This window comes from Bradyrhizobium sp. USDA 3262 (assembly GCF_054060035.1).
Genome location: NZ_JBSSCT010000001.1, coordinates 1,357,639 through 1,370,155, shown reverse-complemented (window position 1 = coordinate 1,370,155; position 12,517 = coordinate 1,357,639). Strand labels below are relative to the sequence as shown.

The 12,517-nt window shown below is 65.2% G+C and carries 12 protein-coding genes; 4 read left to right on the top strand and 8 right to left on the bottom strand.

What is annotated here, in order from left to right; all coding sequences use genetic code 11:
• Positions 1 to 129: 129 nt before the first annotated feature.
• The 3 genes from ACVWYP_RS06410 to ACVWYP_RS06400 all read left to right on the top strand — a co-directional run bounded on the left by ACVWYP_RS06410 (position 130) and on the right by ACVWYP_RS06400 (position 2,463).
• A complete protein-coding gene (locus ACVWYP_RS06410) occupies positions 130 to 1,344 on the top strand; it encodes a divergent polysaccharide deacetylase family protein (protein WP_304498135.1) in 1,215 nt (404 codons plus the stop codon).
• A gap of 81 nt (positions 1,345 to 1,425) precedes the next feature.
• Positions 1,426 to 1,929, top strand: coding sequence for an RNA pyrophosphohydrolase (locus ACVWYP_RS06405; protein ID WP_076864732.1), 504 nt, complete (start codon positions 1,426 to 1,428; stop codon positions 1,927 to 1,929).
• Positions 1,930 to 1,962: 33 nt separating this feature from the next.
• A complete protein-coding gene (locus ACVWYP_RS06400; protein ID WP_304498134.1) occupies positions 1,963 to 2,463 on the top strand; it encodes an RNA pyrophosphohydrolase in 501 nt (166 codons plus the stop codon).
• Here the strand turns inward: ACVWYP_RS06400 and ACVWYP_RS06395 are convergent.
• The 7 genes from ACVWYP_RS06395 to ACVWYP_RS06365 all read right to left on the bottom strand — a co-directional run bounded on the left by ACVWYP_RS06395 (position 2,421) and on the right by ACVWYP_RS06365 (position 8,932).
• A complete protein-coding gene (locus tag ACVWYP_RS06395; RefSeq protein WP_304498133.1) occupies positions 2,421 to 3,416 on the bottom strand; it encodes a helix-turn-helix domain-containing protein in 996 nt (331 codons plus the stop codon). The two genes, ACVWYP_RS06400 and ACVWYP_RS06395, sit on opposite strands and share 43 nt — an antisense overlap.
• Before the next feature lie 13 nt (positions 3,417 to 3,429).
• Positions 3,430 to 3,783, bottom strand: a complete 354-nt coding sequence (locus tag ACVWYP_RS06390; protein WP_304500462.1) for a hypothetical protein — start codon at positions 3,781 to 3,783, stop codon at positions 3,430 to 3,432.
• A gap of 96 nt (positions 3,784 to 3,879) precedes the next feature.
• The gene (locus ACVWYP_RS06385) at positions 3,880 to 4,287 is read right to left on the bottom strand and encodes a F0F1 ATP synthase subunit epsilon (protein ID WP_028340802.1); all 408 of its coding nucleotides are present in this window, start codon (positions 4,285 to 4,287) and stop codon (positions 3,880 to 3,882) included.
• Between the two features lie 117 nt (positions 4,288 to 4,404).
• A complete protein-coding gene (gene atpD / locus ACVWYP_RS06380; protein ID WP_016843821.1) occupies positions 4,405 to 5,847 on the bottom strand; it encodes a F0F1 ATP synthase subunit beta in 1,443 nt (480 codons plus the stop codon).
• 25 nt (positions 5,848 to 5,872) lie between these two features.
• Positions 5,873 to 6,751: a F0F1 ATP synthase subunit gamma gene (locus ACVWYP_RS06375; RefSeq protein WP_028340803.1), complete on the bottom strand. Its 879-nt coding sequence runs from the start codon at positions 6,749 to 6,751 to the stop codon at positions 5,873 to 5,875.
• Positions 6,752 to 6,842: 91 nt separating this feature from the next.
• Positions 6,843 to 8,372, bottom strand: coding sequence for a F0F1 ATP synthase subunit alpha (gene atpA, locus ACVWYP_RS06370; RefSeq protein WP_028340804.1), 1,530 nt, complete (start codon positions 8,370 to 8,372; stop codon positions 6,843 to 6,845).
• The gene (locus tag ACVWYP_RS06365) at positions 8,372 to 8,932 is read right to left on the bottom strand and encodes a F0F1 ATP synthase subunit delta (RefSeq protein WP_028340805.1); all 561 of its coding nucleotides are present in this window, start codon (positions 8,930 to 8,932) and stop codon (positions 8,372 to 8,374) included. Before ACVWYP_RS06365 ends, atpA begins: the two co-directional genes overlap by 1 nt.
• A gap of 630 nt (positions 8,933 to 9,562) precedes the next feature.
• Between ACVWYP_RS06365 and ACVWYP_RS06360 the strand changes: the two genes are divergently transcribed.
• Entirely contained in the window at positions 9,563 to 10,054 is a 492-nt protein-coding gene (locus ACVWYP_RS06360) for a septal ring lytic transglycosylase RlpA family protein (protein WP_016843825.1), read from the top strand.
• Positions 10,055 to 10,254: 200 nt separating this feature from the next.
• Here ACVWYP_RS06360 and ACVWYP_RS06355 read toward each other — a convergent pair whose 3' ends face one another.
• Positions 10,255 to 12,465 (bottom strand): primosomal protein N', encoded by a 2,211-nt coding sequence (locus tag ACVWYP_RS06355; RefSeq protein WP_304498132.1) that lies wholly within the window; start codon positions 12,463 to 12,465, stop codon positions 10,255 to 10,257.
• Positions 12,466 to 12,517: the final 52 nt, after the last annotated feature.

Here is a 12,517-nt window from a genome sequence, read left to right as displayed (position 1 = left end):
GAAAGGGCGGCCCTCGGGCCGCCCTTTCTGCTTGCGGCGTCCACCCTTGACCGTGCTTTGACGGGCAGGCCGGCGCGCGGGAATGCACCGCATCGTGCTATCGTTCGCGCTGTTGATTCGGGGAGGGTCATGGCAGAGGCGGCCGACGAACTGAGCACGCCGCTTGGGCAGACGACCGCGGGCAGGACGCACCGGTTTCGCCTGCCGTTCACGGCGATGCAGGCGCTCGCCGTGCTGCTCGGGCTCGTGCTGGTCGGCTTTGTCGGCATCGCGCTGTTCAACGACAACCCGCTCGGCGGCGAGCCGATTGCCCGTGTCACGCTCCGCAATCCCCCGCCCGCCGCGGCTGACGACAAGCACGCTCCGGCTGCCCAGGCGGCGGCCGAACCGGCGGCCAAATCCGCCGCCAAGGCGCCGGCCGCAGCCAGCGACGCCAGAACCGTCACCATCATCGACGGCTCCAGCGGCAAGCGCCAGGACGTGGTGATCGGCGCCGGCGATCCGGCCGACAAGGCCGATGGCGATACGCCGCCACTCGCGATGACCGGCATCGATCCGCGCCTGCTGGAAAAGTCACGCTATGGCATGATCCCGGTGGTCGCCGACGGCCTGAAGCCGTTTACGGTTTACGCGGCCGAGGCCGACCGCGCCAAGGCCGCCCGGATGCCCGTGGTCGCCATCGTGGTCGGCGGCCTCGGCGTCGGCGCCGCCAAGACCACCGACGCCATCATGAAGCTGCCGCCGGCGGTGACGCTGGCCTTCACGCCCTATGGCTCCGATCCGGGCAAGCTTGCGGAACGCGCCCGGACCCAGCGCCACGAGATCCTGCTGCAGATCCCGATGGAGCCGTTCGATTATCCCGACAACGATCCCGGGCCGCAAACCCTGCTGACCACGCTGAGCAGCGAGCAGAATCTCGACCGCTTCTATTGGCACCTGAGCCGCCTGCAGGGCTATGCGGGGATCGCCAATTTCATGGGAGGCCGGTTCGTCGCGGCCGATCCCGCGATGCAGCCCATCGTGCGCGAAGCGGCCAAGCGCGGCCTGAGCTATTTCGACGACGGTTCCACCCCGCGTAGCGTCGCGCAGAACCTTTCCGCGGGCCAGTCGTTGCCGTTCGCCAAGGCCGATTTCGCCATCGACGCGGTGCCGACGTCGGCGGAAATCGACCGCGCGCTGGTCAAGCTGGAAACGATCGCGAAGGAACGCGGCACGGCGGTGGGCGTCGCCTCGGCGTTGCCGGTCTCGATCGAGCGGCTCGGCGTCTGGCTCAAGACACTGGACTCCAAGGGCATTATGCTTGTGCCATTGACAACGGCGATGCTGAAATCAAAATCGGGCTAAAGATCAATCCTTTGGTGTTGCGCGAGACCTTGCCGGGGGGCCGGGTCGGGCGGCGCCGGAACTGTGCGAGGTAGCGGCAGCATGGCACGTTATGAAGACCTGCCCTATCGAACCTGCGTCGGCATCATGCTGCTGAATACAGCAGGGCTGGTCTTCATCGGACGCCGCGCGGGCGGCATCGAGCATGTCGACGACGCGCATGTCTGGCAGATGCCGCAAGGCGGCGTCGATCCCGGCGAGGATACGTTTCAGGCCGCGCGGCGCGAACTCTATGAGGAGACCAGCATCAAGTCCGTGGAGAAGCTCGGCGAGGTCTCGGACTGGCTGATCTATGATATCCCGCGCACCGTCGCGGGCCGCGCCTGGAAGGGCCGCTATCGCGGACAGCGGCAAAAGTGGTTCGCGTTGCGCTTCACCGGCAATGAGAACGAGATCAACGTCGCCAATCCGGGCGGCGGCCACAAGGCCGAGTTCATCACCTGGCGCTGGGAGCCGATGAAGAATCTGCCGGAGCTGATTGTGCCGTTCAAGCGTCCGGTCTATGAGCGCGTCGTGAAGGAATTTGCCGGTCTGGCGGCCAAGTAACCGGCCGGGTCAACGCGCGACGTAGCCACCGAGATGTCATCAGATAAGCCCTATCGCCCCAATGTGGGCATCGCGCTGTTCAACGCCGACGGACGCGTGCTGATCGGCCACCGGATCAAGGACGACGGTCCGGAGATCGTGCTGCCCGGCCTCGAATGGCAGATGCCGCAGGGCGGCATCGACGCCGGCGAGGATCCGCGCGAGGCCGTGATGCGCGAATTGTGGGAGGAGACCGGGGCGGTCAACGCCGACTATCTCGGCGAGACCGACTGGATGACCTACGAATTCCCCGCCTATGACGGGCCGGCATCGCACCGGCTGGCCAGATTCCGCGGCCAGCGCCAGAAATGGTTTGCGCTGCGCTTCACCGGACGCGACGAGGAGATCGATCCATTGACGCCGCGCAACGGCCAGCCGGCTGAATTCGATCGATGGCGCTGGGAGCGCCTCGATCGCGTTGCCGATCTCGTGGTGCCGTTCCGCCGCGACGTCTATCGCGCGGTCGCGACCCGGTTCGCGGAATTCGCCGGCTGATCCTGCGGCGGAATGCGCCGCGCGTCGCCCGGCGTCATGCCGTAGGTCGAACGGAAGACGCGATAGAAGGTCGCGATGCTGTCGAAGCCGTACGAGAACGCGATCTCGTCGATGCTGCGCTCCTGTATGGCGTAGAGCGCACGCCTCGCCGCCTTCAACCTTGCTGCCGTCAGCGTCCGCGCGAAAGACAGTCCGGTCGGCTCGAACAGCGCATGCAATTGCCGCAGCGAGATGCCGAGCTCGGCGGCGACCGCGGCCGGCGTGAGCGAGGCGCGATGCAGGTCGCGGAGCAGAATTTCGCGGGCGGCATGCAGGTAGCCCGCATGCAGCGCGGCACGGATTTCGTCCTGGCGTGGCCGCAGGCGGCCGCGCGCGAGCAGCGCCAGGCGGACCATATGCGCAACATCGCCGGCGAACTGCCCGGCTTGCGCGAGATCTCGCGTCATGGAGCGGAACATGGCGCCGACAAGCCGGGTCAGGCTCGCATCGCGCGCCAGCGCGACCGGCGGCGCGTCCTCGATCCGCGCGCCGAGCACGAGCTCGTCGGTGGCCGGGATCTTGAGGCTGAAGAAGTCAAAGCCATCGGTCCGTTCGGGCGTCGAGGCAAACGGAAGATTGGAATGGCCGAACACCAGGTCGCCGTTGCGCACGAACTGGACGCGATCGCGACCGATATTCATGTGGCCGGGGCCGCGCACCTGCCAGGCGAGATGCAGGCTGCTGCTCGGAACGCGCGCGATGTCGGATGCGGTCCGGCTGACGCGGTAGGAGGAGGCCGACATTTGCGCCAGCACGGCACTCCCCACCGGCGTCGCGGAGAAGCGCCCACGGAAATCGGCCCTCTTATCGCGCTCGAGTTCGATCGTGACCCCGAACAGGCTCTTGCCCCGCACCTCGCACCAGTGCTCGAAACGGTCCTGCGGGCGGAGAGCATCGGTGGAGAAAGTCAGCACGGCAGCTTGTCCGTTATGTCAGGAATGAAATCGCGATGCGGTCGGGCCAAATCGTCATCGCGCTGCAGCTTGTCATTTGTGCACGATCACTGCTGTAAGCTGCTTCACAAATTGCAGGTCGTTCGTTCGGGCCGACCGCGAGGATGCCGACTTGTCGAGAAGAGGCGAGCCGCCGCGGCGTCTCTTCCTCATCGTCGGCAACCAATCGGCTCTGACTTGCAATATCGGCCGCGAGGATCGCTGCGACCTGCGCTTCATGAATACCAGCCCCGGAACCCAGATATGCCGGGGAGAATGCCGCCAGACGATCCCGCGCGCAATAAGCATTGAACGCTCGCCAGGGCGTGGCGAGCGTTGAATTATTCAAGCCTTTGCAGGCGTGATCGAAAAAAACGTGAGCTATTCCACTAAGGGGGTCGGCTCACTCGACGCAAAGGCGCGATCGCCGGTCAGCAACCGCGCCCTAGTGCATAGCCGTCGTGTTGAGCTCTTGCTGGATGCTCTTGAAGTGGTCGAGCCGCTCGATCGCGTGGTCGAGCTCGGAGCCCTCCTTCTCGGCGAGCTTCTCCTGCATCTCGTTGATCGTCTCGGCGAACTTCGCGCGATCGATGTCCGCAAGCGCGGTCGCGACGTCGGCGAGCACGGTGAGGCCCTTGTCCGAGACCTCGGCGAGGCCGCCGAGCACGATCACCTTCTCGCGCTTGCCGGCCGCCGTGATCGTCAGGATGCCCGGACGAACCGTGGCGATGACCGGAGCGTGTCCGGCGAGCACACCGAAATCACCCTCCACGCCGGGGACGTCAACCTGATCGACCTCGCCGGAGAAGGCGAGCTTTTCGGGAGAGACGAGATCGAAGTGGAAGGTGGCCATGGTCTTTCCGTTCTTTGCGCGCTCACCCGCGGGCTCGACCCGCGGGTCCATCAGTCAAAATACTTCGCGTGCGATGGATCGCCGGATCAAGTCCGGCGATGACGACATCCCAAAGCTTTAGGCGGCTTCAGCCGCCAGCTTCTTGCCCTTCTCGACGGCTTCTTCGATGGTGCCGACCATGTAGAACGCCGCTTCCGGCAGATGGTCGTACTTGCCCTGGCAGAGATCGCGGAAGCCCTTGATGGTGTCGGCGAGGTCGACGAACTTGCCGGGCGAGCCGGTGAAGACTTCGGCGACGTGGAACGGCTGCGACAGGAAGCGCTCGACCTTGCGGGCGCGGGCCACCGTCAGCTTGTCCTCTTCCGACAGTTCGTCCATGCCGAGAATGGCGATGATGTCCTGCAGCGACTTGTAGCGTTGCAGGATCTGCTGGACCATACGCGCGGTGTTGTAGTGCTCGTCACCGACGACGAGCGCTGACAGCATGCGCGAGGTCGAGTCGAGCGGGTCCACCGCCGGATAGATGCCCTTTTCCGAGATCGCGCGCGACAGCACCGTGGTGGCGTCCAAGTGCGCGAACGAGGTGGCGGGCGCCGGGTCGGTCAAGTCGTCGGCCGGCACGTAGATCGCCTGCACCGAGGTGATCGAGCCCTTCTGGGTGGTGGTGATGCGCTCCTGCAGCGCGCCCATGTCGGTCGCGAGCGTCGGCTGATAACCCACCGCCGAAGGAATACGACCGAGCAGCGCCGACACTTCCGAGCCCGCCTGGGTGAAGCGGAAGATGTTGTCGACGAAGAACAGCACGTCCTGGCCCTGGTCGCGGAAGTGCTCGGCGACGGTCAGACCGGTCAGACCGACGCGGGCGCGGGCGCCCGGCGGTTCGTTCATCTGGCCGAACACCAGTGCGCACTTCGACTTCACGCTCGGATCCGGATTGTGCGGATCGGCGTTGACCTTCGATTCGATGAACTCGTGATAGAGGTCGTTGCCCTCGCGGGTGCGCTCGCCGACGCCGGCGAACACGGAGTAACCGCCGTGCGCCTTCGCGACGTTGTTGATCAGCTCCTGAATCAGCACGGTCTTGCCGACGCCGGCGCCGCCGAACAGACCGATCTTGCCGCCCTTCGCGTACGGAGCAAGAAGATCGACGACCTTGATGCCGGTGACGAGAATTTCGGCTTCGGTCGACTGGTCGGTATAGGTCGGCGCTTCCTGATGGATGGCGCGCAGGCCGTCGGACTTGATCGGGCCGGCTTCATCGATCGGCTCGCCGATGACGTTGATGATGCGGCCCAGCGTGCCTTCGCCGACCGGCACCCGGATCGGTTCGCCGGTGTCGGTCACTTCCTGGCCGCGCACGAGGCCCTCGGTGATGTCCATCGCGATGGTGCGGACGGTCGATTCGCCGAGATGCTGCGCGACTTCGAGCACCAGGCGGTTGCCGCCGTTCTTGGTCTCGAGCGCGTTCAGAATCGCCGGAAGGTGGCCTTCGAACTGCACGTCGACCACGGCGCCCGTGACCTGGGTAACGCGACCGATCTGGTTGGCTGCTGTAGCCATGGACTGTTCTCCTTCGAAATCTGCCTTAGACCGCCTCAGCGCCGGAGATGATCTCGATCAGCTCCTTCGTGATCTGGGCCTGACGGGTTCTGTTGTAAATCAGGGTTTGCTTGCGAATCATCTCGCCGGCATTGCGGGTCGCGCTGTCCATCGCGCTCATCTGCGCGCCATAGAACGAGGCGTTGTTCTCGAGCAGCGCGCGGAAGATCTGCACCGCGAGGTTGCGCGGCAACAGGCTGCCGAGGATCTGGTCCTCTTCAGGCTCGTATTCGTAGGACGTGGAGGGCGCCGCATTTGCCGCGGGTGCAGTCACCTCCAGCGGGATGATCTGCTGCGCGGTCGGGATCTGCGCGATCACCGACTGGAAGCGCGAGTAGAACAATGTGCAGACATCGAACTCGCCGGCCTCGAACCGCGCCAGCACCTTGTTGGCGATGTCCTCGGCATTGGCGAAGCCGATCTGGCGCACCGAACGCAGGTCGAGGTGCTCGACGATGCGCTTCTCGAACGTCCGCCGCAGCTGCTCGTAGCCCTTGCGGCCGACGCAGAAGAATTTGACTTCCTTGCCCTGCGCGAGCAGCGCGTTCGCCCGCTCGCGCGCCAGGCGCACGATGGCGGAATTGAACGCGCCGGACAGGCCGCGCTCGCCGGTGCAGACCAGAAGCAGGTGCACCTGATCGTTGCCGGTGCCGGCAAGCAGCGCCGGCGCGCCGGGCGTGCCGTTGGCAGCCGCGGCGATGTTGGAAATCACCGCATCCATCTTGGTGGCATAGGGCCGCGCCGCTTCGGCGGCGTTCTGCGCGCGACGCAGCTTCGAGGCTGCGACCATCTGCATGGCCTTGGTGATCTTCTGCGTCGCCTTGGTCGAGGCGATGCGGACCCGCATGTCTTTTAGTGACGCCATTCTTCGTTCACCCCGGCGATCCGACCACAATGGTCAGATCGCAAGCCTCCGTTCGTCACGCCCGGCAGCGAGCCGGGCGACGCCCCATTCGTTATGCAAACGTCTTGGCGAAGCCCTCGACGGCCGTCTTGAGCTTGGCGGCGGTGTCGTCGGACAGATCGCGGCTGGTGCGGATCGCATCGAGGATGTCGGCATTCTTGCCGCGCAGCAGCGACAGCAGGCCGTCCTCGAACGCCTTCACCTTGTTGAGCGGCAGCGGATCGAGATAGCCGTTGGTGCCGGCCCAGATCACGCAGACCTGCTCTTCCATCTTTAGCGGCGAGAATTGCGGCTGCTTCAGGAGCTCGGTCAGGCGCGAGCCGCGGTTGAGCAGGCGCTGGGTCGAGGCGTCAAGGTCCGAACCGAACTGCGCGAACGCCGCCATTTCGCGGTATTGCGCGAGCTCGCCCTTGATCTTGCCGGCGACCTTCTTGGTCGCCTTGGTCTGCGCCGACGAACCGACGCGCGACACCGACAGACCGACGTTCACGGCGGGACGGATACCCTGGAAGAACAGGTCGGTTTCCAGGAAGATCTGGCCGTCGGTGATCGAGATGACATTGGTCGGAATGTAGGCCGACACGTCGTTGGCCTGGGTTTCGATGACCGGCAGCGCCGTCAGCGAGCCCAAGCCATGCTCCTTGTTGAGCTTGGCGGCGCGCTCGAGCAGGCGGGAATGCAGGTAGAACACGTCGCCCGGATAGGCTTCGCGGCCCGGCGGACGGCGCAGCAGCAGCGACATCTGGCGATAGGCGACGGCCTGCTTCGACAAGTCGTCATAGATGATCACGGCGTGCATGCCGTTGTCGCGGAAGTATTCGCCCATGGTGCAGGCGGTGAACGGCGCGATGTACTGCATCGGCGCCGGATCGGACGCGGTGGCCGCGACGATGATCGAGTATTCCAGCGCGCCCTGCTCTTCGAGCACCTTGACGAACTGCGCCACGGTGGAGCGCTTCTGGCCGATCGCGACGTAGACGCAATACAGCTTGAGGTTTTCGTCCGGCTGGGCGTTGAGCGGCTTCTGGTTCAGGATGGTGTCGAGCGCGATCGCGGTCTTGCCGGTCTGGCGGTCGCCGATGATCAGCTCGCGCTGGCCGCGGCCGATCGGGATCAGCGCATCGATCGCCTTGAGGCCGGTGGCCATCGGCTCGTTCACCGACTTGCGCGGAATGATGCCGGGCGCCTTGACGTCGACGCGCTTGCGTTCGGTGGCCTGGATCGGGCCCTTGCCGTCGATCGGGTTGCCGAGCGCGTCGACGACGCGGCCGAGCAGGCCCTTGCCGACCGGCGCGTCCACGATCGCGCGGGTGCGCTTGACGGTCTGGCCTTCCTTGATCTCGCGGTCGGCGCCGAAAATCACGATACCGACGTTGTCGGTTTCGAGGTTGAGCGCCATGCCGCGCGTGCCGTTCTCGAACTCGACCATTTCACCGGCCTGAACGTTGTCGAGACCGTAGACGCGGGCGATACCGTCACCGACCGACAGCACCTGGCCAACTTCGGTGACCTCGGCTTCCTGGCCGAAATTCTTGATCTGGTCCTTGAGGATCGCAGAAATTTCTGCGGCGCGGATGTCCATCAGCCTGCCTCTTTCATCGCGTTCTTGATCGAATTGAGTTTGGTGCGAAGCGAACTATCCACCATGCGGCTGCCGAGCTTGACCACCAGGCCACCAATAATGGAGGGATCGACCTTCACGTTGAGCGCGACGTCCTTGCCCGTCACTGATTTCAGTGCGGCCTTCAGCGCGTCGAGATTCTTGTCACTGAGCTGCTCGGCGACGGTGACTTCCGCAGTCGCCTCGCCCTTGAACTTCGCCACCAGCGCGCGATAGGCGCGGATCACATCGGCAACGGCGAACAGCCGGCGATTGGCGGTGAGCACCTTGAGGAATTTGGCCGACGTACCGGCGATGCCGGCCTTGTCGAGCACCGCGGTCAGCGCCTTCAGCTGGGCATCGGCGGCGAACACCGGGCTGCGGACGAGGCGCTTGAGATCGGCGCTCTCGTTGAGCAAGGCCTCGAACTTGTCGAGGTCGGCCCGGACTTGATCGACGGATTGCTCGTCGCGCGCCAACTCGAACAGGGCCGTTGCGTAACGACCGGACACTCCCGAAACGGACGGATCTTCAGCAGCCACGAGCTCGCTCTTTTTTGCTGTCAAATTCGCAAGGGAAAAACCGTCGCCACCAAAGCAGCGCCTAGCGATCCAAGCCCTTGGAATTCAAGCGGGACTTCGATTTTCGACCGGCACAGGACGTGCCGGGACCGTTAAAATCGCGGCTTTGCTAACATAGCAATCGCGCAGGTGCAACATGACGGCATCGTGAGTGCCGCCTTGTCGCATGCGCTTTTTGCCGACCGCAGCCAGCGGCCAAATCGGGAAAATTTGGCGCGCGGAGATTCGGTGCACCAGGTGCGATTCGCGCCGCCGCGATTTTGTTCCATCGAAATTTGCATAGGCCTATGGCCGAGCGCGCAGGGAACTCAGGGCGGGCTGCGGTTTCATTTGGCGATTACTTACCGAAAACTTACCGTCGCCTCGATAATCAGTATTGGCAAGTATATTGTTCGTTAACAATTGGTTAAATAGCAAGATTACGGAACCTCGACCGACTACCCCAAGGCGGTAACAAGATATTTCAGCACGAGATAATCCGGATTTACTGCCCAATTCGTGCCTCATTGGGAAACCAAACGGCCTTGGTCAACGAAGGGACGGGGGTTCCACTTGCCGCGTTAGCGGCAATACTGTCTGAGGGTCTTATCAATGCTGAATATCAAGAAGGCGGCGGGCAATGTAACCCGCTCGCGCACGGCGCTTGCTTTTGTAGCCGCAACTATTCTGGTCGGGGGCAGCGTGACCGAGGCGTCCGCGAAGTCCCGGCACCACCATCATCGCCACCACCATCATCACCACGCCCGCGCCGAAGGCTCGTCCTGGCGCGACGCCAATGCATCGATCCAGCCGTCCGGCGGCCACTCGTTCTCGGGGATGGCCTCCTTCTACGGCAATGAGTCGGGCAGCCGCACCGCTTCCGGCCAGCGCTTCAACCAGAACGCCATGACCGCGGCCCACCGCTCGCTGCCGTTCGGCACCAAGCTCCGCGTCACCCATGGCGGCCGCAGCGTCGTCGTCACCATCAACGATCGTGGCCCGTTCATCCGCGGCCGCGTGCTCGACCTCTCCACCGGCGCAGCTCGCGCCATCGGCCTGACCGGTGCCGGCGTCGGCCGCGTCACCGCTGAGGTCGTCTCGTAAGCGCCTTCAGTAAGCGTTGCGTTGCGTAACGGCCGCGAGGCCTGCTTCGCGCCAAAAAAGGCCTGCCGTCGCAAATGACGGCAGGCTTTTTCTTTTGCCACCTCTCCCTCGCCATTCCGGGGCGGAGCGAAGCGACGAACCCGGAATCTCGAGATTCCGGGTCTGGTCCTGCGGACCATCCCGGAATGACGGTGGTGAAACTACAGAAAGCTCTGCGGATCGACGTCGACCTCGAGCTTCAGATTGCCCTTGGTCTTGGGACCCGCCGCCAGCCATTCGCGCAGATATTGCGACAGGTCGACATTGCGCAGCGACTTCACCAGCAGGCGGAAGCGGTAGCGGCCCTTGATGACGGCGAGCGGCGCCTCCGCGGGGCCGAGCACCTGAATCCGCTCATCGAGCGGTGCCACCGCGGCGAGCTTGCGGGCGAAACCTTCCGCTGTCGGACGGTCGCCGGCGGAGACGATCAGGCTCGCCAGCCGGCCGAACGGCGGGTAGCCGGTGCGCTCGCGAATCTCGATCTCGCTGGCATAGAACGCCTCGCGGTCATTGGCGATCAGGGCCTTGATCACCGGATGCTCGGGCTGGTGGGTCTGCAGAAAGCCGACGCCGCGGCCCTGCTCGCGGCCGGCGCGGCCGACCACCTGGTTCAGCAGCTGGAACGTCCGCTCGGCGGCGCGCGGATCGCCATTGCTCAGGCCGAGATCGGCGTCGATGACGCCGACCAGATTGAGCCGCGGGAAGTTGTGGCCCTTCGCCACCAGCTGGGTGCCGATGATGATGTCGACGCGGCCCTCGGCGATCTCGTTGAGCTCGCTTCGCATGGTCTCGATCGAGGTGATGAGATCGCTCGACAGCACCATCGTCCGTGCCTCGGGGAAGATGTGGGCGGCCTCTTCCTGCAGGCGCTCGACGCCGGGACCGACCGCGACCAGCGATTCCTCGGCCGCGCAATGCGGGCAGATATTCGGGCGCGGCATCGAGAAGCCGCAGTGATGACAGACCAGCCGCTGCCGGAACCGGTGATCGACCAGCCAGGCGTCGCAGATCGTGCAGGCGAAGCGGTGGCCGCAGGCGCGGCACAGCGTCAGCGGCGCATAGCCGCGGCGGTTGAGGAACAGCAGCGCCTGCTCGCGGCGCTCGATCGCATGGCGAATTTGCTCGGCCAGAACCGGCGAAATGAAGCGGCCGCGCGGCGGCGGCGCGCGGCGCATGTCTATCGCCTCGATATGCGGCATGTGCTGGCCGCCGAACCGCGACGGCAGCGCGACGCGCTGGTAGCGCCCCTTGCGCGCATTGACCTCGCTCTCGACCGACGGCGTGGCTGAGGCCAGCACGATCGGGATCTTGGCGATATGGGCGCGGACCACCGCCATGTCGCGGGCGTGATAATGCGCGCCGTCGTCCTGCTTGTAGGCCTGGTCGTGCTCCTCATCGACGATGATGAGGCCGAGATCGGCATAGGGCAGGAACAGCGCGGAGCGGGCGCCGACCACGACCGGCGCCTTGCCTTCGGAGATCGCGGCCCAGTTTCGCGCGCGCGTGCGCGGCGTCAGCTCCGAATGCCATTCCAGCGGCCGCACGCCGAAGCGCTGCGCGAAACGGTCGAGGAACTGGCCGGTCAGCGCGATCTCCGGCATCAGGATCAGCGTCTGCTTGCCGCGACGGATATTCTCGGCGATCGCCTCGAAATAGACTTCGGTCTTGCCGGAACCGGTGACGCCGTCGAGCAGCGCGACGTGAAAGCTGCCGCTCGCAGCCAGCGTCCGCATCACGTCGACGGCACTGCGCTGCTCGCGCGAAAAATCCGGCTGCGCGTAGGAGGGATCCGGAACGGGCGGCGGTGCCGGCGGCGGCATCGCCTCGACCGTGAGGGTGCCTTCGTCGACCAGGCCGTCGATCACGCCGGAACTGACGCCGGCCTCGCGCGCCGCCTCCGACTTGCCGTGCAGCAACCGGTCCGACAGCACCTCGATCACCCGCCGGCGCGCCGGCGTCAGGCGCCGTGGCGGCTCGCCGACCAGCCGCACGCCGAGCCGCATCCGCTCCGGCCCGAGATTGTCGCCCATCCGCAGCGTCATCCGCAGCACCATGCCGCGTGCCGACAAAGTGTAATTGGAGACCCAGTCGACCAGCTGGCGCAGCTCCGGCTTCAGCGGCGGAACATCGAGCTTCTCGCTGACGTCCTTGAGCCGGTTGTGCAGCCGCGGATCCGGATTGGCGTTTTCCGCCCACACCACCGCAACGACCTCGCGCGGCCCGAGCGGAACGCCGATCACGTCGCCCGGCACAAGCTCCATGCCGCGCGGAACGCGGTAGGAATAGGTCTGGTTCAGCGCGACAGGCACCAGCACGTCGACGACACGAGTCGTCGATGCAGAGGATGGGCCGGGGCGCGTGGTGTGGTCCATTAAATCAGAGCCTTGGAGTCCGAACGTTGCACCGGGCTAGCACCGCCTTGCG

Coding starts and splice junctions, on each gene's coding strand:
- ACVWYP_RS06410 (WP_304498135.1), top strand. CDS start 130: ATGGCAGAGGCGGCCGACGAACTGAGCACGCCGCTTGGGCAGACGACC.
- ACVWYP_RS06405 (WP_076864732.1), top strand. CDS start 1,426: ATGGCACGTTATGAAGACCTGCCCTATCGAACCTGCGTCGGCATCATG.
- ACVWYP_RS06400 (WP_304498134.1), top strand. CDS start 1,963: ATGTCATCAGATAAGCCCTATCGCCCCAATGTGGGCATCGCGCTGTTC.
- ACVWYP_RS06385 (WP_028340802.1), bottom strand. CDS start 4,287: ATGGCCACCTTCCACTTCGATCTCGTCTCTCCCGAAAAGCTCGCCTTC.
- atpD (WP_016843821.1), bottom strand. CDS start 5,847: ATGGCTACAGCAGCCAACCAGATCGGTCGCGTTACCCAGGTCACGGGC.
- ACVWYP_RS06375 (WP_028340803.1), bottom strand. CDS start 6,751: ATGGCGTCACTAAAAGACATGCGGGTCCGCATCGCCTCGACCAAGGCG.
- atpA (WP_028340804.1), bottom strand. CDS start 8,372: ATGGACATCCGCGCCGCAGAAATTTCTGCGATCCTCAAGGACCAGATC.
- ACVWYP_RS06360 (WP_016843825.1), top strand. CDS start 9,563: ATGCTGAATATCAAGAAGGCGGCGGGCAATGTAACCCGCTCGCGCACG.
- ACVWYP_RS06355 (WP_304498132.1), bottom strand. CDS start 12,465: ATGGACCACACCACGCGCCCCGGCCCATCCTCTGCATCGACGACTCGT.